Here is a 25,310-nt window from a genome sequence, read left to right as displayed (position 1 = left end):
TGCTGCGAGATTCGTACTACTAAATGCGCGGTTACAAATCTTCCAAAACGGCCAAAGCATCAGCCAGTTTCTTCACGCCGAAAACCTGCATATTGGGCAGCGGTTTCTTCGGCATATTAGCGTAAGGCACAATAGCGCGCTTAAAGCCGTGTTTAGCGGCTTCGGAAATACGCTCCTGACCACTGGGCACCGGCCGGATTTCACCCGCCAGCCCCACTTCACCGAACACCACCAGATCTTGTGGCAGCGGGCGGTCACGCAGGCTAGAAACCAGCGACATCAGCAGCGCTAGATCGGCGCTGGTTTCCGTCACTTTCACGCCACCGACCACATTGACGAACACGTCCTGATCCGACATCTGCAAACCGCCATGACGATGCAACACCGCCAGTAAGATCGCCAGCCGGTTCTGTTCCAGCCCGACCGCTACCCTGCGGGGGTTAGACATCATGGAGTGATCCACCAGCGCCTGGATCTCGACCAGCAGCGGGCGTGTCCCTTCCCACACCACCATCACTGAACTGCCCGCCGTCACTTCATCCCCTCGGCTAAGGAAGATAGCCGAGGGGTTACTGACCTCCCGCAGACCTTGCTCGGTCATGGCGAATACACCTAGCTCATTGACGGCGCCAAAGCGGTTTTTGTGGCTGCGCAGTGTACGAAACCGTGAGTCACCGTCGCCATCGAGCATCACTGAGCAGTCGATGCAGTGTTCCAGCACTTTTGGCCCTGCCAGCGAGCCATCTTTGGTGACATGGCCGACCATCACAATGGCGACACCACGCGTTTTAGCGAAGCGCGTCAGATAGGCGGCGGTTTCGCGCACTTGCGCCACACTGCCCGGCGACGATTGGATATCCGCCATGTGCATCACCTGAATGGAGTCGATCACCATCAGCCGTGGCTGCTCTTGCTCGGCAATCAGGCAGATCTGCTCAATACTGGTCTCTGATAGCATATTCAATCCCGCGGTGGGCAAACCCAAGCGGTGGGCGCGCATCGCAACCTGTTGCAGCGACTCTTCGCCGGTGACATACAGGGTTTTCATATTTTCGGATAATTTGCAGAGCGTTTGCAGCAACAGGGTACTTTTCCCCGCCCCCGGATTGCCACCAATCAGAATGGCACTGCCCGGCACCACCCCACCACCCAGCACCCGGTCAAACTCAAGAAAACCCGTTGAGAAGCGCGGTAGCTCGTCCAGGCTGATATCCGATAGTTTCTGTACCCGGCTAACCCCCGTATCACCGGCATAGCCGCCAAAACGTTCAGTTCGTGACGACGAGGAGGAGACCGCCGCCAACCGCACCTCAGTAATGGTATTCCAGGCATTACACGCGCTGCACTGCCCCTGCCAGCGCGGATAATCCGCCCCGCACTCATTACAGACAAATGCCCTTTTTGGCGCTTTAGCCACGATTCACCTCAATCAAATAATAAAACATCCCCAAAATCATTGGCGTTGCAGCCTGTGAACTCATCCCTTTGGTCAGTGATTCGAGTAACCAGCGCCGCTAACAACACTGTAGTGCAGGACGAAAGGGATTAGCGCTCCTCGTGCTTTAGGCTACCGGTTAGAATGCAGAGCACACTGATCAAATCACCGTGACGGATAGCCACTTTCGCTTTCGCATAAACCTTTGGTTTAGCATGGAAAGCCAGCCCCAGACCGGCGGCTTGCATCATTTTCAGGTCATTAGCACCGTCGCCTATCGCCACCGTTTGCGCCACTGGAATATTCAACTTTTCGGCTAGTTTGAGCAGGGTGTCAGCTTTATATTGCGCATCGACAATCGGCCCCAGAACTTTGCCCGTCAGCTTGCCATCTTTGATCTCAAGCTCGTTGGCGGCAACATGCACCAGCCGCAATTTGTCGCGCAGATACTCGGCATAATAGGTAAAACCGCCGGAGGCAATCGCCACATGCCAATCCAGCGCCTGAAGCTTGCGCACCAGACTGCTCAGCCCCGGCATAAGTGGCAGCTCGTCGCGTACCTGTTTTAGGATATTGGCATCGGCCCCTTTCAGGGTAGCCACGCGTTGACGTAGGCTGGCGGTGAAATCCAGCTCACCTTGCATGGCGCGCTCAGTGACAGCGGCCACCTCCTCACCCACACCGGCTAGCTTGGCAATTTCATCGATACATTCAATTTGGATGGCTGTGGAGTCCATATCCATCACCAGCAGACCTGGGGTGCGTAAATGTGGAATGGCTCCCAATGGCGCGACATCAAGACCACTCTCATCAGCCAGCGTTTTAATCCGTGGCGTCAAGCTGCCCGCGAGACGGATAACCTGATAATCCTCCACGCACCAGGCGGAAACAATCACCATTGCCGCACCCAGTTGGCGTTGAAAATCGGTAATGCGCTTTTTATCCAGTTTCCTGCCGTACAACAGCCAACCTGTGTGACCAGCACGATAATCCAGCGGCATAACTTCATCGCCACTGAGTGAAAGTGGCAAACCCGGCCATTGGTAGATCTCCGCGGGAAGATCACAATAGGTCAGACTATTAGACATGAATAACTCCTGTAGAGAACGGGGTAAAGGCAAGACAAAACAGCGCATCAAGCTATCCTATCGCCCTTGCTTCTGGCAACATATACCCTAAATAATTCGAGTTGCGGGAAGGTGGCAACTGAGCAAATCCCCAAGAGCTTACCTTAGTAAGTGACTGGGGTGAACGAGGGCCGTCAACACACCTGCAACTTGAAGGATGACGGGTATAAAGTCACCGAATTCGGCAAGGAACCTGCATGGCCAAGGCTAAATTAAAATTCCGACTGCACCGGACCGCCATTGTACTGATTTGCCTGGCATTGTTAGTCTTGCTAATGCAAGGTGCATCCTATTTCAGCCTCAGTCATCAACTGGCACGTTCAGAACAAGTTGAAGAGCTGGCGAAAACATTGGCGAAACAGGTCGCCTTCAGTCTGTCGCCCATCATGGACAGTGGTGATGACGATATCGATAGCCAGAAGGTCGATGCCATCCTCCAGCAACTGACGCAATCAAGCCGCATTCTGGATGCCAGTGTCTATCAGATTGACGGTACACTCGTGGCCGCCGCCGGTGAGAACGTAAAAGTCCGTGATCGGCTAGCTTTAGATGGTAAACGCCCCGGTAGCTATTTCAACCACCAGATTGTTGAGCTTATCCCCGGCAAAAGCGGGCCAAGTGGATTTCTGCGTATGACGCTGGACACCCATGTGCTGGCGACCGAATCCAAGCAGGTGGATAATACCACCAATTTACTGCGCCTGATGATATTGGTCGCGCTGGCCGTGGGCATTATTCTGGCACGTACCCTGTTACAAGGCCGCCGCAGCCGCTGGCAGCAATCGCCCTATCTGCTAACCGCCAATACGCCGGTGAAAGAGGATGAAAGTGAAGATGACGCGCCGGAGTCAGATAAAAAACCTGATGAAAAGTAGTGCCGCGAACAAAGCGGTGACAACAAGAGCGAACAGATTATGCCATGCGCTCAATGACAGGGGTCAGTGAAGCTATCTTTTCCTGCATCTGACTAGCTATCACTTTAAAGCCGGTACTGATAGCTGAGTGTGCCCCCACTTTTTGCCAGAATTGCAGTGCTAACTCTTGCGCTAGCAACCAATGCTCCCGGCTTATATCAATAGATAACGTTATATCGGGTGCTGTATGTCGCATATTCCCCGTATTTGACGGAGCAAAAGCCATTGGCAGCATGTCGTAAATAGGGGCAAGAGATAAAGGACTATTTTCGGGATGCAAGAATGATAAATTTCCATGATGCATGTCTGTATTCGCAATCAATATCCCGAAAGCCCAGATTAAGTGCACTTGCTCAAGTTGTGCGGAACTCAGTAAGCCTTTTGCCGCCAGTTCGCGACAAACTTTTGGCCAACTGGCCACTGGCATACCAACAAATTCAGCATTCACGGCCTCCAAAGACACCATACCAACGCGGCCACGCGCCCCATATCGGTCAAAGCGCTCAACCTCAAGGAAAATTTGCCGATCCTGATTTTGCAAGATATGGGTGGCAGCTGCCGGGTAGTCGGCGCCCTTTAATGTGTTCAGCGCCAGAGACTCGGCAATGAGCAGGTCCGCCCAACGTTGTGAGTTAGGGTTATCCTGTGTGGCGGTAAATTTAACAATAACATACGCCGGTGGTTGTTCTGAGTATCCGGCATAACAGGTAAATTTGGGTTGTTCCCCCCCCGCAGAAGACCCCACCATTTCACCGGCAAGTGCCATTTGGGACAATTCAGTGTAACGAGCTAACTTATTCGCTGGCTCAATCGGTATTGCATCAGGGGCCGCTAGCCAATTTTGATAGCTTTGCTCTCCAATCAATAGATTGCCATTCATATCATCCGCCTGACGGGACAGCGCAAGTAAAATATGATCTTCACTCCACAAGCGGATATCATCCGTAAGCTGCAACTTAGTTGCGACTGACTTTCCCCAAATTCGCCCAAGAAATCCCTGAGGGCGCATATCGGTCAAATACCAAGGCAAGCTATCAAATTGCTGCCAACTATCTAATTCCAATTGATGCACACAGCACATCTCGACTGGATGGATAAGATATAGTGTTGCGAAATGAGCAGCATGGCCTCGCTCGTCAATACGATACAGGGGAAATCGCCCCTCTTCTGTGCAATCTCCGGCAATAGGACGCCGTAAGGCATACTGTGTTGCTCTGCCTTTACCTATTTTCAGCACCTTGTCTTTTAACCCGTTTAAGTGTCGTGAAACAGTGGGCTGACTGATCGCCATGGTATGAGCCAAATAGGACGCCGTTGCTGGCCCTTGACGTAATAGCGCTTCCAGAGAGAGCATATGAATAGATTCTTGAATAGAAAGATGAATAGAAGATTGAATGGATTTATAGCGTTAATTAGCTGATGTGTAAATAAGTTTATTTTTCACAATGATTTTTATGAATAGATTCAGCAGCAGAATAACCTGCTGCTGAATAGAGAACGCAGTACGAGTGTTAAGCTTTGTCGCCCAACAACACGGATTCCAATGCAATCTCAATCATGTCATTGAACGTGGTCTGGCGTTCGGCGGCGGTGGTTTGCTCGCCGGTACGGATATGGTCAGACACGGTACAGATAGTCAGGGCTTTCGCGCCGAATTCAGCAGCGACACCATAGATACCTGCGGCTTCCATCTCCACACCCAGAATGCCGTATTTTTCCATAACATCAAACATTTGCGGATCTGGCGTGTAGAACAGATCAGCAGAGAAGATGTTGCCCACACGGACATCAATACCTTTCGCTTTGGCAGCATCAACGGCATTGCGGGTCATTTCGAAATCAGCAATCGCCGCGTAGTCGTGATCTTTAAAGCGCAGACGGTTTACTTTGGAATCGGTGCAAGCCCCCATACCGATAACCACATCGCGCAGCTTAACATCAGCCCGTACTGCGCCACATGAACCCACACGGATAATCTTCTTCACGCCAAAATCGGTGATCAACTCTTTTGCATAAATGGAGCAGGATGGAATGCCCATACCGTGGCCCATCACCGAGATTTTGCGGCCTTTATAAGTGCCGGTGAAGCCCAACATGCCACGCACGTCATTCACTTGCTTCACATCTTGCAGGAAGGTTTCGGCGATAAACTTCGCACGCAGCGGATCCCCTGGCATCAGTACAACGTCAGCGAAATCACCCATTTCAGCATTAATATGTGGCGTTGCCATAATCACTTTCCTTAAAAATCAGATAATTAAATTTTGTATTACCAAACCGTTTTCAAATTTTAACTACTTTGTGCAGTTCGGAAAAACTTTGGTATCACGAGCGTAGATGAGCACAAGCAGTTTGGGTGCGGCCAGCGCGCAAAAACCGGAGCGTACACGAAGTACGTGAGGATTTTTAGCACTGCCCAATCCCAAAATGACACGCTCAGCTTAGCTTCATGCCCTAAAGCATACTCTTACCGTAATCCATTGGGGATAGGTTGAAATACTTCGCCACCGTCTGCCCAATATCAGCAAAGGTCTCACGATGCCCCAACGATCCCGGCTTCACTTTTGGGCCATAAACCAACACCGGAATATGCTCACGGGTATGGTCGGTGCCTGGCCAGGTTGGGTCACAGCCGTGGTCAGCGGTCAGGATCATAATGTCATCTTCTTTCACCAGCGCCAGCAATTCTGGCAGGCGGCGATCAAACAGTTCCAGTGCCGCGGCATAGCCAGCAACATCACGGCGATGGCCGTATGAAGAGTCAAAATCAACAAAGTTGGTGAACACGATGGTGTTATCACCCGCTTTTTTCATCTCTTCAATGGTGGCGTCAAACAGCGCATCCAGACCCGTGGCTTTCACTTTTTGCGTGATGCCCACATGGGCGTAGATATCGGCGATTTTACCAATAGAAACCACTTCCCCGCCCTTCTCATCCACCAGTTTTTTCAGCATGGTCGGTGCTGGCGGTTCAACGGCTAAATCATGGCGGTTGCCGGTGCGCTGGAAGTTACCCGGCTTATCACCAATGAATGGACGTGCAATCACGCGGCCAATATTGTAGCCGCCCTCGGTCAGCTCTTCACGGGCAATTTCGCACAGCTCATACAGGCGATCCAGACCAAATGTCTCTTCATGGCAGGCAATCTGGAACACCGAGTCAGCTGAGGTGTAGAAAATCGGCTTGCCGGTTTTCATATGCTCTTCGCCCAGTTGGTCGAGGATAACCGTGCCGCTTGAGTGGCAGTTACCCAGATAGCCCGGCAAGTTGGCGCGTTTGACTAACTTATCCAGCAACTCCTGCGGGAAGCTATTTTCTACATCGCTGAAGTAGCCCCAGTCGAACAAGACCGGCACACCGGCAATTTCCCAGTGGCCTGATGGCGTATCTTTACCGGAGGATAACTCACTGGCATAACCATAAGCGCCAATGATATCGGCATCTTTATCCAGCCCTACCGGGAATTTACCGGTCGACTCTTCTGCCGCTTTACCCAGCCCTAAACGGCTCAGGTTCGGCAGCGTCAATGGGCCGCTACGGCCCACATTAGCTTCACCACGGGCGCAGGCTTCAGCGATGTGGCCCAGTGTATCCGCCCCTTGGTCACCAAATTTGTTAGCATCTGCGCTCGCGCCGATACCAAACGAGTCTAAAACCATAATAAATGTACGTTTCATTATTCTCTCCTGCAAAGATTCACCCGCCTGGCGGGGATCATCAAAATGGGGCGATTATTCCGTGATACGGCGATAGATAACGGGCGTCTCTTCCGCTGCTTTGTCACCCAGTGTAATGGCCGTGCGCACGGCATCTGCCGCCTGCTGCCAATCATCTTCGTTATTGGCATGAATCACGGCTAATGGCAGTTGACCATCAACATGAGTACCCAAACGGGCCATATCGGTTAAACCAACACTGTAATCAATAGCATCTGTGGCGCGACGACGACCACCACCGAGGGCTACCACGGCCATACCTAATGCACGTGTATCCATGGCAGTGATAATCCCCGACCGCTCAGCAAAGACCGGCTTACTCAACATGGCAACCGGCAAGTAACTGTCATAGCGCTCAACGAAATCACTTGGGCCTTTTTGCGCCGCCACCATACGACCAAAGAGTTCCGCCGCTTTGCCGTTATCCAGCACCGCTTGCAGCTTGGCTCTGGCATCGGCATCATCTTGGGCCAGGCCGCCGGACAGCAGCATCTCCACACACAGCGCCATGGTCACCTCCAGCAGGCGCGGGTTGCGATACTCGCCAGTCAGGAAACGCACCGCTTCGCGCACTTCAACGCCATTACCCGCGCTGGAGGCCAAGACCTGATTCATGTCAGTCAGTAGCGCCGTGGTTTTGCAACCAGCACCATTCGCGACGCCGACAATCGCCTGCGCCAAATCAGAGGATAGCTGATACGTTGGCATAAATGCACCAGAGCCGACTTTAACGTCCATCACTAACGCATCCAACCCTTCCGCCAGTTTCTTAGCCAGAATAGAGGCGGTAATTAGCGGGATAGAGTCCACTGTCGCGGTGATATCACGGGTGGCATAAAAGCGCTTATCCGCCGGTGCCAGCGAGCTGGTTTGGCCGATAATTGCCACGCCGACATCCTGAATGATTTTGCGAAATGCAGTGTCATCGGGGAAAATATCAAAACCGGGAATGGCTTCCAGTTTATCCAGTGTCCCACCGGTATGCCCCAAACCACGGCCTGAGATCATCGGCACATAACCACCACAGGCCGCGACCATTGGGCCAAGCATCAGTGATGTCACATCGCCTACACCGCCCGTGGAGTGTTTATCCACAATTGGGCCATTGAGATTCAGGCTCTTCCAGTTCAGTACCGTGCCTGAATCACGCATCGCCATGGTGAGCGCCACACGTTCAGGCATGCTCATATCATGGAAATAAATGGTCATCGCCAAAGCAGCAATCTGCCCTTCGGAAACCACATTGTCGCGAATACCATTGATAAAGAAGCGAATTTCTTCTTCGCTTAGTGGCTGACCGTCGCGTTTTTTACGAATAATTTCTTGTGCGAGAAACAAGGCATCCCCCTGTTTATGGAATGAAAGCCGCACTGCGAGCAAATTGGCCCGCAGTGCATCTGCTAAATTCAGTTATTGGCTAAATTCAAATCGGCGCAGACAGTTAATAGCCGCTGCTTTTGCTATCGCTCTGATGACCCAGAGTTGTTAATAAGCTGGCTAACAGACTGGACGCCCCAAAGCGGAAGTGGCGAGCATCTGCCCAGCCTTCACCCATCAATTGATCGGCCAGTTGTAGGAACTGCGCGGCATCTTCAGCGGTGCGTACACCGCCCGCTGGCTTGAAGCCCACGGTTTTACCCACCCCCAAATCGCGGATGGTGCGCATCATGATGCCCGCACTCTCCAATGTGGCATTCACCGGCACTTTACCGGTGGAGGTTTTGATAAAGTCAGCGCCTGCTTTGATGGCAATTTCAGAGGCCTGGCGAATCAAATGCTCTTGCTTTAACTCCCCTGTTTCGATAATGACTTTCAGCAATACATTTGCGGCAGCGCAAGCTTCTTTGCACTGTTTCACTAATTCGAAACCGACCTTATCATTACCCGCCATTAAGGCGCGGTAAGGGAACACCACATCAACTTCATTAGCACCGTAAGCAATGGCAGCACGGGTTTCGGCCAGAGCAATGGCAATATCGTCATTGCCATGTGGGAAGTTAGTCACAGTCGCAATGCGAATTTCAGGTGTACCTTGCTCGCGCAATGTTTTACGCGCAATAGGAATAAAGCGAGGATAAATACAGATTGCTGCCGTATTACCGGCAGGGCTTTTTGCCTGACGACACAACGCGATAACTTTATCATCAGTGTCGTCGTCATTCAGGGTGGTTAAATCCATCAAACTCAGCGCGCGTTTGGCATAATCATGCAGATTCGCGCAGGCGGTTAATTCGGTCATAAAACTCTCCAACACTATTTCAGCCCCGGCACCTTGCCAGAACTGAGCATTTATTTATGAGTGAACCAGAGAGTGTATTGATATCTCTGGCTTTGAACTCAAGACGTTGGCGAGCGGACTTGGTTCCTTGAAGAAAGCCCCATGGGTAATCCCCTAGGTTGCAATTGAGATCCTTCTCACCGCAATACTCTTCTTACTGGAAGTTGCCGCAATATTCGCAGCTCTCACTCAGAAAAGTTAATCATGCTATTTGAACACGTTATCAACACCTGAGGTGTGTTCAATTTCACACTAATCAATAGTAATTTGTAACGCGCCAATATTATATGTGATTGGAATCACAAAATAACCTGATTTATGGCTTACCAAAACTATTATGCCCACTAGCATCAAGAATAGCTTATGGGCAGAAATAGGGTTAGCTAGCCTAATTACAGGGCCAGGAAGAAGCCGGCGATGGTAGCACTCATCAAATTCGACAGTGTCCCTGCGGCAACCGCTTTCAGACCAAATCGCGCGATATCATGGCGGCGATTCGGGGCCATGCTGCCCAACCCACCGAGTAAGATGGCGACCGATGACAAGTTAGCAAAACCACAGAGCGCGAAGGAGATAATCGCTTTCGTGTGATCAGAAAGCACCTGCAAGCCTGCCGCTTTAACTAACTCTTCCGCCTGTAGATATTGACCGAAATTCATAAATGCCACGAATTCGTTGACGATGATTTTCTGGCCAATAAAGGAGCCAGCAACCATTGCTTCACTCCACGGCACACCAATCAGGTAAGCGATTGGGGAGAATACCCAGCCCAGAATCAGCTCCAGCGAGAGTTGCGGGTAGTCGAACCAGCCACCAATTCCGCCCAAAATACCATTTAGCAATGCAATCAATGCAATGAAAGCCAGCAACATTGCGCCGACATTCAGCGCCAGTTGTAGACCAGAGGCAGCACCGGAAGCCGCAGCGTCAATCACGTTAGCTGGTCGGTCATCTTCAGCAATCAGGGTGGTGGCATCGACGGTATCGCGGGTTTTTTCAGTTTCTGGCACCATCAATTTAGCAAAGAGCAGCCCGCCCGGAGCCGCCATAAAGGAGGCGGCGATCAGATATTCCAACGGCACCCCCATCTGCGCGTAACCGGCCAAAACTGAACCGGCGACCGAGGCTAAACCACCACACATCACAGCAAACAGTTCTGATTGAGTCATGGTGGCAATATATGGCCGCACGACCAGCGGGGCTTCCGTTTGCCCAACAAAAATGTTGGCGGTCGCGGAGAGGGATTCGGTACGTGAGGTGCCGAGCAGCTTTTGTAAGCCGCCGCCTAACACCTTAATCACAATTTGCATAATGCCGAGATAATACAGAACCGCGATCAATGATGAGAAGAAGACAATAACCGGCAATACTCGCAGGGCGAAGATAAAACCGCCACCGCCAAAGACTTCAAACATTTTGTCGGAAACCAAACCGCCAAACATAAATGAAATACCGCTATTACCGTAAGCGATAACGTTCGCCACACCTTCAGACATCCCGCCCAGGATACGACGCCCAATCGGCACATATAACACTAGTGCCCCGACACCCACCTGAATAATAAATGCCCCCACCACAGTGCGGATATTAATCGCCCTAAAATTACTGGAAAGAAGCACGGCTATTAATATCAGAACTGCCATCCCGACCAAGCTCATAAGCATGTAAGATCATCCTGTTAATGATTTGTATGAAAATAATATGGGCGGGATTATACCGACAAGCGCGCGCTATCAAACAATCTCTGTCACAAATAAACACAACTCAGAGCAACTGTTTGATATTTATTGTGATGATGGTCACAGAAAAATCACAATAGAAGAAATGGCACGCTAATTATTAGTTAGCTTTTCATGTGCAATCGAGGAGACGGTGTTATCGCGAAAGCTTATCAGCAGAGGGTAAGCGAAATAAGCGCTGACTATTCGCCAGCAGATGGGTGGCTACCTCTTGCGGCGCTTCTGAGCGCAATTCACACAAGGCCGCGAACACATGGGCAGCACGCTCGGGTCGATTGGGTTGACCTTGGAAACCGGCCAATGGCATGTCCGGCGCATCAGTTTCCAGTAACAGAGCAGAGAGCGGTAATGCCGCCATAACCTTGCGGGTTTTCTGCGCCCGCTCATAGGTGATGGTTCCCCCAACGCCAATGTAATAACCCAAGCGAATGAATGCCTGCGCTTGCGCTAAGCTGCCAGCAAAGCCATGCACCACACCAGTGCGCGGCAATGCAGCTTTGCGCAATGCGGCAGCCAGTTGATCATGGGAGCGGCGGGAGTGCAAAATAACCGGGAGATCGTGCTGTTTAGCCAGCTTAAGCTGAGCCTGTAATAGCGCTAATTGTCGTAGAAACTGCGGCTCATCCATATAGAGATCCAGACCAATCTCCCCCACCGCTACCAGTTTTTCCGGTTTATTCGCCAAATAAGAGGCCAGCGCCGCTAAATCTGCCTCCTGATGCTCAGCAATATAGAGCGGGTGCATACCCAGTGCGGCAAACAGCGGCGGATAGCGCTCAGCCAAAGCTAAAATGCGGGGGAAGTAAGCCGTACTCACAGCAGGGATAATCAGTTGCCTGACATTCGCCTGCGCAGCGCTCGCTAAGCTGGCGAGCTCCTCACCGCTGAATGGTGGAAAGTCAAAGTGACAGTGGGTGTCAACAAAATAGGGGGGATCAATAAATGAGGGCGTCGGCCCCGCTATCAGTGCCATTAGGCCGTATCACCTTTGTTTTTTGCCGCGCTCAGAGGCGAAATAATCTCGCCCGCCAACAGCTTACTTTTGCTTTTATTGTGCGTGGTGGTCGGCAAAATAAGCCCGCTGTCTGCCACGGTCATCTGAGGTGGAATATGTTGATTTGCCACGGTAACTGAATCGACGGGAGTGATAATATCTGGCGTTTGAATGATATCAAATGAAGAATCATCGCTATCAATCAACTCAGCCATATCATCTAGCTGGTTAATATCTTGTGGCTGGATCATACGGCGGGAGAGAGGGATCGCAGTTTTCTCGCCACTCATTTCAGCTTGATACTGCCCGTCACGGGGCAAGAGCCAGTGCCCGACGGTGGCCAGAAAATAGCGGCCACAGCGGCGGCCCAAATGGTAATCTTGATTCAGTGCCGCCACACGGCTCCCTAGTGCATTACTGGCAAGGGGTTTGGGCGGGAAAATCTCGAAAATCCGCAGGTCACCCGGCGGCTTTTCAATGAATTGCTGAATGCGATGATAGCTCTGTTCATGCTGTTGCATGATCCGCACCAGCTGCTGCAAACTGCTCTCACTCAGCAGGTGCTCCATCCGCTTCATCCATTGCGGGGTACAGTAAGCCTGCGAAGGAACAGTACGGATAACCACGATAGTATCCGCGCCACGGCGATAGGCCTCTTCAACCGGAATTGCATCACTGATGCCGCCATCCTGATAACTTATGCCATCCAAATCAACGCCTTGACGATAAAAACCGGGAATGGCACTGGAGGCTTTAAGCGCCGGTAGCCAGCTTTCACGGGTGGGAGCGATATAGGTTGGCTCGAAATCATCACTACGGCAGGCGCACATTAAGAATTCGCGCCCATTAATCAGGTGCTGTTCGGCGTGATCGAGTGCCAGCGGCAGTTGCTGTGAAGTGATATCCACCAGCCAATCGAGATCAATTAAGTGCCCACCACGGACAAAACGTAATGGATTGAAGAAATTAGCGGTTGTGGTGTAACGGGTAATGACGCGACGGGCATAGCCAGGTTGGCCGCAAATAAAAGCGGAGAGGTTTTGTGCGCCAGCGGATGTGCCGATCATTAGATCAAAAGGGTTAAAGCGGGCGCGCTGGAACTCATCCAGCACACCGGCTGTAAAAATTCCCCGCTGCCCGCCCCCCTCACACACCAACGCCATTTTACCGGGTTGATATGGTTTATAGGCGAGTGGCTCAATATTTCCGAGCGTGATAGGTATTCTGTATCCCACCATCCATCCTTAATTCGGCTACAACAGGTGTCGAGGATACCCCTTCTTCACCTTTGCTGTAACCCTCTCGCCATACTAAAGGCGCTTACGTCCTGTAAACAAACTGATGAGAAATAGCACAATACCGACGACGAAGACGACTTTCGCCGCCCAGGCTGCGGTGCCCGCCAGCCCACCAAAACCTAATGCCGCAGCGATTAATGCAATAATCAGAAATATGATGCCCCAGCGAAACATAAGCTTCTCCTTACCGTTTTAATTAATATTCCGTGGGCTAATCAATAACCCACGAAACACCCGTCAGTCGGATAACAATTAAGGCTTGATGCTCAGATCATTTTTGACACTTTTCACGCCATCTACCGCTTTGGCGATACTTTCAGCACGTTCGGACTGAGCTTTATTCTCAACAGTACCGGACAACTGCACCACACCCTCGGTGGTTTCAACTTTTATTTTACGTGACGGGACAATGTCATCAGCCAGTAATTTGGCCTTGATGGAGCTGGTTGTCGCAGCATCGCCAGCATATTCACTAACCGATTGTGTTTTCTGATCTTTCACATGCAGCTTATCGCTAACGGATTTTACACCTTCAACGTTTGCGGCAATTTCAACGGCAGTTTCAGCTTCTGCCTGAGAAGTAACGAAGCCACTCAGCGTCACGACGCCATGGTTGGTTTCAACTGAAATATCAGTACTTTTGAGGGATTTCTCCTCCAGCAACGCGCTTTTCACTTTTGCCGTTGCTGCGCTATCCCCCATGTAATTATCCACTTTCTTCATGGAGCTATCGATTTTGGCACCGGTCCTGTCCACAGCGTTGGAGGCTTTATTGAGCATAGTGTCTTCGGCCAGCACACTACCGCTGATAAGCGCAGTACCTAAAACAACAGCCATCACTGAACGGGCAAATTTTGTGTTTTTCATCGATTTCTTCCTTTTATTGTTTTGAACCCCAAACTGGCTATAACGCCCCAATTTGCGGATTCTTATGCCACCGCAGAGGGGTAGCCATTTGATGAATACTTTACGATTACTACAGGTTAGTCGCCCCAAAGTAAATGCGACTCAATCCTGTGCGTAGTTATAAAGATAGAGCATTTGAGGAGAAATAGAGTCGGAATCGGCCTAAAGGCAGATTTTTATGATTAAGTCAGAGTTATCTTAGGGATGAGTTTATGAGGGAGTTTAATGAATCGGGGTACGCTGTACCCCGATAGCGTGCGGCTTGCGGCGGGATTAATGCTCGCGAGTTTTACGGAAACGGACTTCTGGGTAACGCTCTTGCGTAATATTAAGATTGACCATGGTTGGCGCGATATAGCTCAAATTATCACCACCATCCAATGCCAGGTTAACTTCATTCTTACGTTTAAACTCTTCGAATTTCTTCACGTCGTCACACTCAACCCAACGGGCAGTTGAGACGTTAACGGATTCATATACCGCTTCCACGTTATATTCGCTTTTCAGCCGTGATGAAACTACTTCAAACTGCAGAATACCGACCGCGCCGACAATCAAATCGTTGTTGGTCAATGGGCGGAACACCTGCACCGCGCCCTCTTCTGACAGCTGAACCAAACCTTTCAGCAGCTGCTTTTGCTTCAATGGGTCGCGCAGACGAATGCGGCGGAACAGTTCAGGGGCGAAGTTCGGAATACCGGTGAACTTCATATCTTCACCTTGGGTGAAGGTATCGCCGATTTGAATCGTGCCATGGTTATGCAGGCCGATAATGTCGCCAGCATAGGCTTCTTCAATGTGTGAGCGGTCACCGGCCATAAAGGTCAGCGCATCGGAAATCACCACATCTTTCTTGGTGCGCACCTGACGCAGTTTCATGCCTTTCTCGTAACGGCCTGAAACTACACGCATAAAAGCAACGCGGTCACGGTGTTTCGGGTCCATATTGGCCTGAATCTTGAATACAAAACCGGTGAATTTCTCTTCAGCCGCAACCACGACCCGTGTGTCGGTTTTACGTGGCATCGGGGCTGGCGCCCACTCCACCAAACCATCCAGCATATGGTCGACACCAAAGTTACCCAGCGCAGTACCAAAGAAGACCGGCGTTAAGTCCCCCGACAGGAAAGCTTCATGATCAAACTCATGGGAAGCGCCCTGCACCAGCTCCAGCTCCTGACGGAACTGCCTGGCGATATCTTCGCCCACCGCAACATCCAGATCCGGGTTATTTAGCCCTTTAATAGTGCGCACTTCCTGAATGGTGTGGCCTTTGCCGGTCTGATACAGGTAAGTTTCATTTTTATAGAGGTGGTAAACCCCTTTAAACGACTTACCACAGCTAATCGGCCAGGTGATTGGCGCACAAGCAATTTTCAGCTCACGCTCCACTTCATCCAGCACTTCCATCGGATCACGGATCTCGCGGTCCAATTTGTTCATAAAGGTCAGGATCGGCGTATCACGCAGACGAGTGACCTCCATCAGTTTGCGCGTGCGGTCTTCAACCCCTTTAGCCGCATCGATCACCATCAAGCAGCAGTCGACCGCGGTCAGAGTACGATAAGTATCTTCAGAGAAGTCTTCATGCCCTGGGGTGTCGAGCAAGTTAACCAGGCAACCGCCGTACGGGAACTGCATCACCGAGGTGGTGATGGAGATACCGCGCTGCTTTTCCATCTCCATCCAGTCAGATTTGGCATGATGACTTGAGCCACGGCCTTTTACCGTACCGGCGGTCTGGATTGCGTGTCCAAACAGCAACACTTTTTCGGTAATGGTAGTTTTACCGGCATCGGGGTGGGAAATGATGGCGAAAGTACGTCGTTTCGCCACTTCCAGTGCATATTCACTTGGAGACATAGTTTGAAATTTCTACTTTTAGGCCGCCCTGCTCTGGGCCGCACATCCTATTGATGTGCCAGTCAGGCAAAGCAAGGCATTGAATTATGGCGCTATACCCCGCTTATTTGACGTTGCTGCCTATTCAGCGGCAACACCCGTCACTTGGGGTATAAGTGGTTATAGCGCGGTATTTTCCCTGATTTATGCGAGATAGACAATTTATTCAAGACAAACCAGCGGTTATTCAAGACAAACCATCTTATTCAAGACAAACCATCGGCAAAAACAGTGCTATCCCATGGGTAACGCCATCATAATGGCATCTTCACGCCCATCAGCACTCGGGTAGTAGTTGCGGCGCACCGAGACCTCGTTAAAACCGAGACTCTCATACAGGGCAATAGCGCCGGCGTTTGAGGCCCGAACTTCAAGCCAGAGTGTGACAATACCCCGTGTTTCCAACTGGGTAATCAGGTGTTCAAGCAGCAGGCGTCCATAGCCCTGACGCTGATACTGTGGATCAATGGCGATATTAAACAGCGTTGCTTCATCCAATACGATTTGGGTAATGGCGAAACCAACCATGTTCTGGTCGACACTCAACTTAAAATTGAGGTAGCGCTCACCCTGATTGCTGGCTAAGGTTTTTTCCGTCCACGGGAAAGCGTGGCTGGCTTGCTCAATTTGGTACGCTGTGGCCAGATCGGCTGGCGTCAGGATAGAAATCTGCTTCATGGTGACAAATCTGCTGCCAAAGTGCGCGCTTCGCGCTCGCGTCTTGATAAAGGCCGGCCAATGCCGGGCTGTGTAACTGTGCACCCGCGACCGCTAGTGGTTCACTGATGCCCAGCCGCCAACTGTTGCACTGCGTATCCGCTGGTAACATGGCTACCTGATCCGGTGTCAGCCCATAGGCCTGACGAGGAGTAAGCCCTAAGCTGCGCAATACATCGCACAACAGCGGATCATCATCTTCAGGGAGCGTATCTGCCACGATCAGCAGGCGGGTATCTTCGGGTAAGCGCACTGCAATTTCACCCTGCAAGACCGCTGGGCGGCGCAATGTCCACTGCGTAATGCCAAGCTGTTGTAACAGCAAGTCTCGTCTCGATGCCATGCCATTTCCTGTCAGAGCGACCCCTATTTCGACGCTATGCTAGCAAACCCATCGAACATGCGCCAACAAACCTCTACTTATCAGGCTCAGCGGATGGCATATTGGTGATAAATATAGTTAGCTAATCAGTTTCAGATCCGCTTTACGTAGGCGCTTTTGCTCCTGATAGAAATTTTCATGGGAACTGAGGCTCAAAAGATACAATTCAATTTTCTGCTCGATCCAACTGTAGCCCAGCAGCGTCAGTTGATTATTGAGCTGAAACTTATGCACCCGAAGATAGCTCAGGTCACCTTTCTTTAATTCACCTATTTCTGGGCTGGTAATAATGAGCTCAATGTGATCTTCAACCACAATAAGTTGTTGTTCAGAGAGCCTACTCAGCGCTTTTGCGAAGCGGCTACTTTCATAAACATCAATCTTCCGACCGCTTGGTTCTTCTGACATAACGTGACACCTTCTTATTCTCGATTTCGCTCTTCGCCAGTAAGGTTTCCAGAATAAAGCTGTAGGGCAGATCAGGGTTATCCTCAGCGATACGACCAATTTTTGCCCAGTGCTCGATCTGCTTTGGCACGCTGCGACTTGATGCTTCGGCGTGAATTTTAACGTCAGTGACAAAATCCTCATCCAGACGAATACTGATTGCCATAGTTTTACTCCTTTTTGCGCAATTTTTAACGTGCGTAGCTGCACTTTTTGTCGTGTAAAACGCACTCTTTAATGTACAGATTACACACCCCACAATAATGTGGCACAAGAGCGCAAAATGCAACAATTTGTCGCGATAGCATCACCTCTATTTTGTCTAAAAAATACAAAAATAGAGGTTGAGCCAACAAACCTCTATAATCCCCGATTATATTATTGAGGAGCCAAAGACTGATGTCAGCATTAACCCCAGCCAGTGAAGTGATACTGCGCCATAGTGATGAATTTATAGCCCGCCACGTGTTGTTTGCCGGTGACTTGCAAGATGCGCTGCCAGCGCAGTTTGATGCCGCCGGGGTACGGGTTCACTCCAATCAATATCACCACTGGCAATTACTGAGCAATACGCTGGAAGAGAGTGTGCAATTCGGGCTTTTGGCGACACCTGAAATCGTCGCGACCTGCGACACGCTGGTCTATTACTGGCCAAAAAGCAAACAAGAAGCCCAATTCCAATTGGCGAATCTGCTCTCCTTATTGCCGGTCGGCACCGATATTTTTGTGGTGGGTGAAAACCGCAGCGGCGTGCGCAGCGCAGAAGAGATGCTCGCTGATTTCGCGCAGTTGACCAAGATAGACAGTGCTCGCCGTTGTGGCTTGTACCATGGCCGCCTGGATAAACAGCCAGAATTTGATGCCGATGACTGGTGGGAGAGTTATCAGGTGGGCGATGTGACAGTGAAAACCTTGCCGGGTGTGTTCAGCCGTGATTCGCTGGATTCAGGCAGCCATCTGTTGCTCTCCACATTCAGCGAGCCATTTAAAGGCAGCGTGCTGGATGTCGGTTGTGGTGCCGGTGTCCTGGCCTCGGTTTTGGCGCAACAATCGCCAAAAATCAAATGGACCCTGAGTGATGTCTCTGCGGCAGCTATCGAAGCCAGCCGGGCGACACTGGCGGCGAATAATATTGATGCGCAAGTGATTGCCAGCAATGTCTATTCCGACATCAAAGGCCGTTTCGAGATGATTATTTCGAACCCACCTTTCCATGATGGGATTCAAACTAGCCTAACAGCGGCTGAAATGCTGATCCGTGGTGCGACCGCGCATCTGCATGTCGGCGGTAAATTGCGTATCGTGGCGAACTCCTTCTTGCCTTATCCTGCCCTGCTGGATGCCGCATTTGGCAGCCATGAAGTACTGGCGCAGAATGGCCGTTTTAAAGTGTATCAGGCAACCGTCGGGCGCGCGCCACGAGACGCTAAGAAAAAACGTTAAGATCAGGCGTTAAGATGGGCCATCCCTTCCGCGCCGTAGCGTTCACCTGCTGCGGCATGGAACGGGAACACCGCATCCAGCGCTGCCAACTCTTGCGGGCTGAGCTCCACCTCTAATGCCGCCAAATTCTCTTCCAAATAGCTGCGACGTTTGGTGCCAGGGATCGGCACAATGTGTTTCCCCTGCGCCAATACCCACGCCAATGCCAGTTGCGACGGTTTAACCCCTTTATCTTGCGCCATTTTTATCACGCTATCGGCCAGCGCCAGATTCAGTGCAAAGTTATCGCCCTGAAAACGCGGGTTATGGCGGCGAAAATCATCAGCAGCCAAATCGTCTGGACTACGAATCGCGCCAGTCAAGAAACCGCGCCCTAGTGGGCTATAGGCGACAAACCCAACACCTAATCGTTCGCAGGTCGCCAACACAGAACTCTCTGCATCTCGCGTCCACAGTGAGTATTCACTCTGCACCGCAGTAATCGGATGCACCTGATGGGCTATCTCCAGGGTAGCCGCCGAAACCTCGCTCAGACCGATATAACGGATTTTACCCGCGGTGACCAGATCAGCCAGCGTGCCAATCACCTCTTCAACTGGCACTGTGGGATCACCACGATGCTGGTAATAGAGGTCAATCACCTCGACACCCAGCCGCTTCAAGCTGCCATCGACCGACTGACGAATGTAGTCAGGGCGGCTGCTGACGCCACGTACCGCCGGATTTGCCGGATCACGTACAATACCAAATTTGGTGGCTAAAAAGACTTGATCTCGCTTGCCCTTAATCGCCCGACCCACCAACTCTTCATTGGTAAAGGGGCCATACATATCTGCGGTATCGAGCATCGTCACCCCCAGCTCCAGCGCCCGATGGAGGGTTGCAATGGACTCGTTGTGGTCTTGATTGGTGGAGTAAAAATCACTCATTCCCATGCAGCCAAGGCCCAGTGCCGAGACTTGCGGACCATTCAAACCTAATTGACGTTGTTGCATTGTGATACTCCCCATTAGTGATGTCGGAAGAAAGTGTGGTTGTTTCGTGAGGAAAGATAAATAATGCAAACTGCTCACCACTGTTCAAAAAACACCAACAATAGGCGGATGTAATCATGGATCAAATTCAAGCCATGCGGATTTTTGTCCGTATTGTTGAGTTGGGCAGTTTCAGCCGTGCGGCAGAAAAACTGCAATTGCCACGTGCGACGGTCAGCCACACCTTAAAACGGCTGGAGCAGCGGCTAGGTGTGCGTTTACTGGTGCGCACCACCCGCCAGGTGAATATCACCGCCGAAGGCACGCTCTACTACCAGCGCTGCCTGCAATTACTGTCGGCGTTTGAAGAAGCGGACTCACTCTTTAGCCACCAACGGCTGCAGCCCGAGGGGAAAGTGCGCATCGATATGCCCCACTCGCTGGCCCGCAATGTCGTGATCCCGGCACTCAGTGACTTTTATCAGCGCTATCCCCATATCACACTGATTCTTGGCGCCAATGACAGCACTATTGATCTGATGCGCGAAGGGGTGGATTGCGTGTTGCGCGCCTGGTTGCCCCACGACGAACAATTAGCCGTGCGCAATATTGGCCAGCAACCACAGATCACCTGCGCATCACCGGCTTATCTGGCGAAATATGGCGTGCCAACATCACTGGACGATTTGGCGGGGCATCAAGCGGTGGGCTATTTTTCACAGCTGACTCACCGTGACTATCCTTTGGAATTTACTTATCAAGGGCGGGTTGAAACGCGGGAGTTGCCCAGTATTTTGAGTGTTAATGGCGCGGATGCCTATATTGCCGCAGGGGTGGCGGGCTTGGGGTTAATTCAAGCGCCAACCCAGGGTATCCAGAGTCAATTAGCGCAAGGGGAGCTGATTGAGGTGTTACCCCACAGCCCGCCGCCTGCCATGCCGCTGTTTATTATGTTTCCACCAGGGCGATTTCTCGCCCCCAGAGTCAGAGTGCTGATTGACTGGCTGATCGCGCTATTTGCTCATTACCCGCCACCGTCGAGCGGAGTGCGGTGAAAGATGTTGTTCAGCGGATAAAACGAAAAATACCTCAAAAATCAAATCAATTGAACAACATATGATGTTTTTTACAGCAAACGTCCCGCTTAGGGGAAATAAGTATTGACCTGAACGTGAAAATCTCTAGAATTCGCCTCCGTGGTTGCATCAAAAAGTCATGTTTCCGGTACGCGATGGTGGCGGAATTGGTAGACGCGCTAGCTTCAGGTGTTAGTGTTCTTACGGACGTGAGGGTTCAAGTCCCTCCCTTCGCACCAAACATTATTTTTATACAACCAGCAGTAGAGATTTATATTGCACAGCACATGCGATGGTGGCGGAATTGGTAGACGCGCTAGCTTCAGGTGTTAGTGTTCTTACGGACGTGAGGGTTCAAGTCCCTCCCTTCGCACCAAGCTGGTGATATAAATCTAAAAAATATCATGCTACGCAAATTAGCTGATAAGCAGTAAGAGATCATTTGGGCGATGGTGGCGGAATTGGTAGACGCGCTAGCTTCAGGTGTTAGTGTTCTTACGGACGTGAGGGTTCAAGTCCCTCCCTTCGCACCACAATGATTTCAATCTTCTTCCGCTTCATATCTCCGCCAATTGTTATCTGTTTGTTCTCCCCTTACTTTTTCTTTTATTCAAAAAAATAGCTCGCGGATGCCACTGTGCATCAATACTGCAACCATCCCCCCCAACAACGCCAAACAAGATGGTAGCAACAGAAAATGCCGCAGCCGAGTGTGATATAGCATACTAATGGTTGCCAGCATCGCGAGTACTATCACTATTCGCAACTGACCGACGGTGATATCGGCCCACTCCAGCAGCGGCAGCAACGCAAAAGGGAGCAGTATTCCCCAACCACTGGACATGCCACGGCTCAATAATCCACCAATCCCCCACGAACGGTAAGCGGCTAATCTGGCTGAAATCATAGTAACGCCCCACCCAAGTGATAATGATAACCAATATCATATATCACTCTTTGCCAGTCTGCATCATGAAGTTGCCATGGGCTAGCACGATGCTGGCATCAGCGAAGAAACATCATGATGACAGGTGGAAACAAAAATGGTAATTTTACTTAAGAAAATTCCTAAAACGATATTAAACGCTTCAAACAAAAATAATTACTTAGAAAAACTATTTATCGTGATGCCTGAATAATATGGCTTCATGAGGATATTGTTTATTTGTCTACTGACAGCACGACATTATGCAGAGTGAATTGAATATGAATAGCCACTCCTACGATCAGCTTCTGAAAAGTAAGCATCGGCTCTCTTTACTGCTTTTTCTATTTCTTAATGCGTCGTCAGCTATTTTTAGTATGATATTACCGTCACCAAAAACACCTGCGGTGACATTGCCGATTGTTATGATCGCAGTTATCAGCCTAGGTTCCGCCGCTTATTTAATTTTTATTTCGAGGAAATATGCGGATAAACTGAATTTATTTTCAATCATCATGGGCGTGTTATGGGCCTGGCAAATCATTCTAAAATACGAATATCTAGGCACTAATGAAAATAACTACTTATTGCTTAGCCTGTTTACCATTTTCTTTATCAGCACCATTGCGCTGTCTGATAACTTTATCGCTTTTTGCCTGCACACTGCGCCAGCTGCATTAACCGTTATTTTCCTGGATGATTTTCAAAATATCTTCCGCATAACATTCACTCTTATGCTGCCTCTGATTGGCTTCTCTTTGCATCATTTAATGTCGCGGCGCAGCGATGATTTTACCCGAAAACTAGTCGCACATCTTTATAATGAAAGAGAAAAATTCAGTGATTTAAGCATGATAGATCCCTTAACCAGTTTGTATAATCGCCGTGGTCTGGAGAACAAACTTGAGACACTGCTGGCACAGTCTCCAGGTAATCATTATGTGTTACTGCTCGATATCGACCATTTTAAGGCCTATAACGATAACTATGGACACACCATGGGCGATCAAGCGCTGGTGCGGGTTGCTGCGGCGATCCGTGATGCCGTGCGTTCACGGGATATCGTAGTGCGTTATGGTGGCGAGGAGTTTTTGGTTTTACTGACACATGTGAGTGAAGAGTATGCCAGCCAATTGGCTGAGCGGGTGCGCCAGAGGGTGTTAGGTCTTGATATTCCACATGTTTTCAATCATAAAGTATCAACAACCGTAACACTGAGCGCGGGTATATCCCCGCTGCAAGCCTACGATTTGGCATCCTCACTCAAAGCAGCAGATGAGGCGCTCTATCGGGCTAAAAAAGATGGTCGCAATAAGGTAGCTTTTGCTGGAGAAAAATTGTCAAATGTGGAGTCTTCACCCTGATAAAGTGGTAGAGCACAGCGCTCGACTATTATTTTCTCAGCCCGTGGTTGAGCTTAATACTGCGCTATTATTTTTCACTCTCTTTATGTTATTAAGCCGTGCCATCCCATATACAAAAATAAATTATTGGCTCATCCTTTGGTAGAAAACATCTATTTAAGCGAATCATTCCAATCTCCAAATGCACATAATGAGTTCTTGAATGATGGCGAATCTATTAATCCCACACCAATACCCCCCTACCACCCAGATAATGCCCCTACTCCTTCCGGGTCAGGAGTTGAATAAAATTCATCCTCTGGAATAGAGTGCAATAATGATTATCATTTAAATAAAGGCGCGATAGTTCAGGAAAAGAGAGCACAGCAGGCGGGGAAAAGCATAAGCCCGACAAATGATTAACATGCCGGACTTAGCCAGACGGCCGACAATATCTGCCATCACAATTGGTGCGGCCAAAATAGAGAATGATGCCGTTAGCGTTAAAAATTGAGCGACGAATAGTAGCAAGCTGCTGATAGTAGACCGGGCATGAAATGTCCTTGGATAAAGTTGAACGCTCATGATAATCCATATCTTTTCATAAATTGAATCATTATCTTCAGTGTCGCGATTAATTATTTTTTCATGCTGCTATCTGCTGTTTCCTACCCTAAATGATTATTTTGTTGCTTTGCTAAACCGATTCTTCTACTTTTAGCAGCAAATAGGATGGAAGAGAATAGGGGTTTATCATGGAAAACACCATTTGGGTTTTGGGCGATGCGGTAATTGATTTAGTCCCAGAAAATTCAAATAGTTACCTTAAGTGCCCTGGTGGGGCACCCGCAAATGTGGCCGTCGGCATTGCCAGATTAGGCGGCAAAAGCGCTTTTATTGGCCGAGTGGGGCAAGACAGCTTTGGTCGCTTTATGCAGCAGGTATTGCAGCAAGAGAGTGTCGATACCCGTGCCATGATTTTGGACCCAGCACACCATACTTCAACAGTGGTAGTGGATTTGGATCAACACGGCGAGCGTACCTTTACATTCATGGTGACACCGAGCGCGGATTTATTTCTCCAAGTCGCTGATTTACCTGAATTCAAGCCGAATCAGTGGCTACATTTGTGCTCTATTGCTTTGAGCCAGGAACCCAGCCGCAGCACAGCATTTGAGGCTATGCGGCGCATGAAAGCTGATGGTGGATGGGTCAGTTTTGATCCCAATATTCGTGCCGATATTTGGCGCGCACCACAAGAGTTACTCCCCTGCCTGCAACAGGCATTGCAGCTGGCCGATGTGGTCAAATTATCGCTGGAAGAGCTGAACTTTATCTGCCCACAGCCAGATATCGCCACAGCCATGGCGCAGGTGATGGCTGACTACGCCTGCAAATTGCTGCTGGTGACTCTAGGGGCTGAGGGCGTTTGGGTGCATAACCGCCGTGGCCTGAAAAAATATCCCAGCCACAAAATTACCCCGATAGATACCACCGGCGCGGGGGATGCTTTTGTGGCTGGGCTGCTCGCCGCTTTGGCACAACACCCAGATTGGCACTGGAGCCAAGATCTCACGGCGGCGATAGAGAAGGCGCAAGCCTGTGGTGCGTTAGCCACCAGCGCCAAAGGGGCCATGACCGCCCTGCCTGATGCGCAACAACTGGCGCAATTTCTACAACGGAATAACTAACT

At 50.2% G+C, this 25,310-nt stretch carries 25 protein-coding genes and 3 tRNA genes; 8 read left to right on the top strand and 20 right to left on the bottom strand.

Annotation, left to right across the window (positions count from 1 at the left end):
• Positions 1–31: 31 nt before the first annotated feature.
• Positions 32–1,417 (bottom strand): DNA repair protein RadA, encoded by a 1,386-nt coding sequence (gene radA, locus HRK25_RS09295; RefSeq protein ID WP_005270698.1) that lies wholly within the window; start codon positions 1,415–1,417, stop codon positions 32–34.
• A gap of 128 nt (positions 1,418–1,545) precedes the next feature.
• Positions 1,546–2,523, bottom strand: a complete 978-nt coding sequence (gene serB / locus HRK25_RS09290) for a phosphoserine phosphatase (RefSeq protein WP_005270699.1) — start codon at positions 2,521–2,523, stop codon at positions 1,546–1,548.
• Positions 2,524–2,759: 236 nt separating this feature from the next.
• Between serB and HRK25_RS09285 the strand changes: the two genes are divergently transcribed.
• Positions 2,760–3,437 (top strand): YtjB family periplasmic protein, encoded by a 678-nt coding sequence (locus tag HRK25_RS09285; RefSeq protein ID WP_032896369.1) that lies wholly within the window; start codon positions 2,760–2,762, stop codon positions 3,435–3,437.
• Positions 3,438–3,474: 37 nt separating this feature from the next.
• On the opposite strand, the gene yjjJ is transcribed toward HRK25_RS09285, so the two are convergent.
• The 15 genes from yjjJ to HRK25_RS09210 all read right to left on the bottom strand — a co-directional run bounded on the left by yjjJ (position 3,475) and on the right by HRK25_RS09210 (position 18,022).
• The gene (gene yjjJ, locus HRK25_RS09280) at positions 3,475–4,830 is read right to left on the bottom strand and encodes a type II toxin-antitoxin system HipA family toxin YjjJ (protein ID WP_005270703.1); all 1,356 of its coding nucleotides are present in this window, start codon (positions 4,828–4,830) and stop codon (positions 3,475–3,477) included.
• Positions 4,831–4,987: 157 nt separating this feature from the next.
• Positions 4,988–5,707, bottom strand: coding sequence for a purine-nucleoside phosphorylase (gene deoD, locus HRK25_RS09275; protein WP_032896373.1), 720 nt, complete (start codon positions 5,705–5,707; stop codon positions 4,988–4,990).
• Positions 5,708–5,930: 223 nt separating this feature from the next.
• Positions 5,931–7,154: a phosphopentomutase gene (deoB, locus tag HRK25_RS09270; protein ID WP_005270708.1), complete on the bottom strand. Its 1,224-nt coding sequence runs from the start codon at positions 7,152–7,154 to the stop codon at positions 5,931–5,933.
• A 54-nt stretch (positions 7,155–7,208) separates the two neighbouring features.
• Positions 7,209–8,531 (bottom strand): thymidine phosphorylase, encoded by a 1,323-nt coding sequence (gene deoA / locus HRK25_RS09265; protein WP_032896375.1) that lies wholly within the window; start codon positions 8,529–8,531, stop codon positions 7,209–7,211.
• Between the two features lie 103 nt (positions 8,532–8,634).
• Positions 8,635–9,432 carry a deoxyribose-phosphate aldolase gene (gene deoC / locus HRK25_RS09260; protein ID WP_032896377.1) on the bottom strand — a complete coding sequence of 266 codons (798 nt, stop codon included), beginning with the start codon at positions 9,430–9,432 and terminating at the stop codon, positions 8,635–8,637.
• A gap of 431 nt (positions 9,433–9,863) precedes the next feature.
• On the bottom strand, positions 9,864–11,135 hold the full coding sequence (locus HRK25_RS09255; RefSeq protein WP_072083719.1) for a NupC/NupG family nucleoside CNT transporter: 1,272 nt from the start codon (positions 11,133–11,135) through the stop codon (positions 9,864–9,866).
• Between the two features lie 211 nt (positions 11,136–11,346).
• Entirely contained in the window at positions 11,347–12,183 is an 837-nt protein-coding gene (locus HRK25_RS09250) for a TatD family hydrolase (RefSeq protein WP_032896380.1), read from the bottom strand.
• On the bottom strand, positions 12,183–13,442 hold the full coding sequence (locus tag HRK25_RS09245; RefSeq protein ID WP_005270727.1) for a patatin-like phospholipase family protein: 1,260 nt from the start codon (positions 13,440–13,442) through the stop codon (positions 12,183–12,185). Before HRK25_RS09245 ends, HRK25_RS09250 begins: the two co-directional genes overlap by 1 nt.
• 72 nt (positions 13,443–13,514) lie before the next feature.
• The gene (locus HRK25_RS09240) at positions 13,515–13,676 is read right to left on the bottom strand and encodes a DUF1328 domain-containing protein (protein WP_004876076.1); all 162 of its coding nucleotides are present in this window, start codon (positions 13,674–13,676) and stop codon (positions 13,515–13,517) included.
• Positions 13,677–13,754: 78 nt separating this feature from the next.
• Positions 13,755–14,369 (bottom strand): molecular chaperone OsmY, encoded by a 615-nt coding sequence (gene osmY, locus HRK25_RS09235; protein WP_032896384.1) that lies wholly within the window; start codon positions 14,367–14,369, stop codon positions 13,755–13,757.
• 312 nt (positions 14,370–14,681) lie between these two features.
• A complete protein-coding gene (gene prfC / locus HRK25_RS09230; protein WP_005270758.1) occupies positions 14,682–16,271 on the bottom strand; it encodes a peptide chain release factor 3 in 1,590 nt (529 codons plus the stop codon).
• Between the two features lie 273 nt (positions 16,272–16,544).
• The gene (gene rimI / locus HRK25_RS09225; protein WP_032896386.1) at positions 16,545–16,988 is read right to left on the bottom strand and encodes a ribosomal protein S18-alanine N-acetyltransferase; all 444 of its coding nucleotides are present in this window, start codon (positions 16,986–16,988) and stop codon (positions 16,545–16,547) included.
• Complete coding sequence (locus HRK25_RS09220; protein ID WP_032896389.1) at positions 16,933–17,370, bottom strand: DNA polymerase III subunit psi; 438 nt, start codon at positions 17,368–17,370, stop codon at positions 16,933–16,935. The genes rimI and HRK25_RS09220 overlap by 56 nt, the downstream gene beginning before the upstream one ends.
• Positions 17,371–17,487: 117 nt before the next feature.
• On the bottom strand, positions 17,488–17,817 hold the full coding sequence (locus tag HRK25_RS09215) for a type II toxin-antitoxin system RelE/ParE family toxin (protein ID WP_032896392.1): 330 nt from the start codon (positions 17,815–17,817) through the stop codon (positions 17,488–17,490).
• Positions 17,786–18,022: a TA system antitoxin ParD family protein gene (locus tag HRK25_RS09210; RefSeq protein ID WP_005270776.1), complete on the bottom strand. Its 237-nt coding sequence runs from the start codon at positions 18,020–18,022 to the stop codon at positions 17,786–17,788. The genes HRK25_RS09215 and HRK25_RS09210 overlap by 32 nt, the downstream gene beginning before the upstream one ends.
• 233 nt (positions 18,023–18,255) lie before the next feature.
• Here HRK25_RS09210 and rsmC point away from each other — a divergent pair, with 233 nt between their 5' ends.
• The gene (gene rsmC / locus HRK25_RS09205; protein ID WP_005270781.1) at positions 18,256–19,299 is read left to right on the top strand and encodes a 16S rRNA (guanine(1207)-N(2))-methyltransferase RsmC; all 1,044 of its coding nucleotides are present in this window, start codon (positions 18,256–18,258) and stop codon (positions 19,297–19,299) included.
• A 2-nt stretch (positions 19,300–19,301) separates the two neighbouring features.
• Here the strand turns inward: rsmC and HRK25_RS09200 are convergent, their stop codons facing one another.
• Positions 19,302–20,294, bottom strand: a complete 993-nt coding sequence (locus HRK25_RS09200; protein ID WP_005270786.1) for an aldo/keto reductase — start codon at positions 20,292–20,294, stop codon at positions 19,302–19,304.
• Positions 20,295–20,410: 116 nt separating this feature from the next.
• On the opposite strand from HRK25_RS09200, the gene HRK25_RS09195 reads away from it, so the two are divergent.
• From HRK25_RS09195 to HRK25_RS09180, 4 genes are all read left to right on the top strand, one after another.
• Positions 20,411–21,328 carry a LysR family transcriptional regulator gene (locus HRK25_RS09195; RefSeq protein WP_005270795.1) on the top strand — a complete coding sequence of 306 codons (918 nt, stop codon included), beginning with the start codon at positions 20,411–20,413 and terminating at the stop codon, positions 21,326–21,328.
• Between the two features lie 173 nt (positions 21,329–21,501).
• Positions 21,502–21,588: transfer RNA gene (locus HRK25_RS09190), tRNA-Leu, on the top strand.
• Between the two features lie 50 nt (positions 21,589–21,638).
• Positions 21,639–21,725 (top strand) — tRNA-Leu (locus HRK25_RS09185).
• Positions 21,726–21,795: 70 nt separating this feature from the next.
• A tRNA-Leu gene (locus tag HRK25_RS09180) sits at positions 21,796–21,882 on the top strand.
• 77 nt (positions 21,883–21,959) lie between these two features.
• On the opposite strand, the gene HRK25_RS09175 is transcribed toward HRK25_RS09180, so the two are convergent.
• Positions 21,960–22,256 (bottom strand): DUF1435 family protein, encoded by a 297-nt coding sequence (locus HRK25_RS09175; protein ID WP_005270798.1) that lies wholly within the window; start codon positions 22,254–22,256, stop codon positions 21,960–21,962.
• A 281-nt stretch (positions 22,257–22,537) separates the two neighbouring features.
• Here HRK25_RS09175 and HRK25_RS09170 point away from each other — a divergent pair, with 281 nt between their 5' ends.
• Positions 22,538–23,638: a GGDEF domain-containing protein gene (locus HRK25_RS09170; protein ID WP_005270813.1), complete on the top strand. Its 1,101-nt coding sequence runs from the start codon at positions 22,538–22,540 to the stop codon at positions 23,636–23,638.
• 327 nt (positions 23,639–23,965) lie between these two features.
• On the opposite strand, the gene HRK25_RS09165 is transcribed toward HRK25_RS09170, so the two are convergent.
• Positions 23,966–24,202 carry a hypothetical protein gene (locus HRK25_RS09165; protein ID WP_143707641.1) on the bottom strand — a complete coding sequence of 79 codons (237 nt, stop codon included), beginning with the start codon at positions 24,200–24,202 and terminating at the stop codon, positions 23,966–23,968.
• Between the two features lie 170 nt (positions 24,203–24,372).
• Between HRK25_RS09165 and HRK25_RS09160 the strand changes: the two genes are divergently transcribed.
• Complete coding sequence (locus tag HRK25_RS09160; protein WP_005270816.1) at positions 24,373–25,308, top strand: aminoimidazole riboside kinase; 936 nt, start codon at positions 24,373–24,375, stop codon at positions 25,306–25,308.
• The last annotated feature ends 2 nt before the right edge of the window (positions 25,309–25,310 follow it).

Origin of the sequence: Yersinia bercovieri ATCC 43970 (assembly GCF_013282745.1) — a bacterium.
Lineage (GTDB): Bacteria > Pseudomonadota > Gammaproteobacteria > Enterobacterales > Enterobacteriaceae > Yersinia > Yersinia bercovieri.
The sequence above is the reverse complement of the archived record's forward strand: the minus strand, read 5'-3'. Positions and strand labels throughout refer to the sequence as shown.

What these genes read in the sequence shown, in the direction of transcription:
- serB (WP_005270699.1), bottom strand. Translation starts at nt 2,523, where the DNA reads ATGTCTAATAGTCTGACCTATTGTGATCTTCCCGCGGAGATCTACCAA.
- HRK25_RS09285 (WP_032896369.1), top strand. Translation starts at nt 2,760, where the DNA reads ATGGCCAAGGCTAAATTAAAATTCCGACTGCACCGGACCGCCATTGTA.
- yjjJ (WP_005270703.1), bottom strand. Translation starts at nt 4,830, where the DNA reads ATGCTCTCTCTGGAAGCGCTATTACGTCAAGGGCCAGCAACGGCGTCC.
- deoD (WP_032896373.1), bottom strand. Translation starts at nt 5,707, where the DNA reads ATGGCAACGCCACATATTAATGCTGAAATGGGTGATTTCGCTGACGTT.
- deoB (WP_005270708.1), bottom strand. Translation starts at nt 7,154, where the DNA reads ATGAAACGTACATTTATTATGGTTTTAGACTCGTTTGGTATCGGCGCG.
- deoC (WP_032896377.1), bottom strand. Translation starts at nt 9,432, where the DNA reads ATGACCGAATTAACCGCCTGCGCGAATCTGCATGATTATGCCAAACGC.
- HRK25_RS09255 (WP_072083719.1), bottom strand. Translation starts at nt 11,135, where the DNA reads ATGCTTATGAGCTTGGTCGGGATGGCAGTTCTGATATTAATAGCCGTG.
- HRK25_RS09250 (WP_032896380.1), bottom strand. Translation starts at nt 12,183, where the DNA reads ATGGCACTGATAGCGGGGCCGACGCCCTCATTTATTGATCCCCCCTAT.
- HRK25_RS09245 (WP_005270727.1), bottom strand. Translation starts at nt 13,442, where the DNA reads ATGGTGGGATACAGAATACCTATCACGCTCGGAAATATTGAGCCACTC.
- HRK25_RS09240 (WP_004876076.1), bottom strand. Translation starts at nt 13,676, where the DNA reads ATGTTTCGCTGGGGCATCATATTTCTGATTATTGCATTAATCGCTGCG.
- osmY (WP_032896384.1), bottom strand. Translation starts at nt 14,369, where the DNA reads ATGAAAAACACAAAATTTGCCCGTTCAGTGATGGCTGTTGTTTTAGGT.
- prfC (WP_005270758.1), bottom strand. Translation starts at nt 16,271, where the DNA reads ATGTCTCCAAGTGAATATGCACTGGAAGTGGCGAAACGACGTACTTTC.
- rimI (WP_032896386.1), bottom strand. Translation starts at nt 16,988, where the DNA reads ATGAAGCAGATTTCTATCCTGACGCCAGCCGATCTGGCCACAGCGTAC.
- HRK25_RS09220 (WP_032896389.1), bottom strand. Translation starts at nt 17,370, where the DNA reads ATGGCATCGAGACGAGACTTGCTGTTACAACAGCTTGGCATTACGCAG.
- HRK25_RS09215 (WP_032896392.1), bottom strand. Translation starts at nt 17,817, where the DNA reads ATGTCAGAAGAACCAAGCGGTCGGAAGATTGATGTTTATGAAAGTAGC.
- HRK25_RS09210 (WP_005270776.1), bottom strand. Translation starts at nt 18,022, where the DNA reads ATGGCAATCAGTATTCGTCTGGATGAGGATTTTGTCACTGACGTTAAA.
- rsmC (WP_005270781.1), top strand. Translation starts at nt 18,256, where the DNA reads ATGTCAGCATTAACCCCAGCCAGTGAAGTGATACTGCGCCATAGTGAT.
- HRK25_RS09200 (WP_005270786.1), bottom strand. Translation starts at nt 20,294, where the DNA reads ATGCAACAACGTCAATTAGGTTTGAATGGTCCGCAAGTCTCGGCACTG.
- HRK25_RS09195 (WP_005270795.1), top strand. Translation starts at nt 20,411, where the DNA reads ATGGATCAAATTCAAGCCATGCGGATTTTTGTCCGTATTGTTGAGTTG.
- HRK25_RS09175 (WP_005270798.1), bottom strand. Translation starts at nt 22,256, where the DNA reads ATGATTTCAGCCAGATTAGCCGCTTACCGTTCGTGGGGGATTGGTGGA.
- HRK25_RS09170 (WP_005270813.1), top strand. Translation starts at nt 22,538, where the DNA reads ATGCAGAGTGAATTGAATATGAATAGCCACTCCTACGATCAGCTTCTG.
- HRK25_RS09165 (WP_143707641.1), bottom strand. Translation starts at nt 24,202, where the DNA reads ATGAGCGTTCAACTTTATCCAAGGACATTTCATGCCCGGTCTACTATC.
- HRK25_RS09160 (WP_005270816.1), top strand. Translation starts at nt 24,373, where the DNA reads ATGGAAAACACCATTTGGGTTTTGGGCGATGCGGTAATTGATTTAGTC.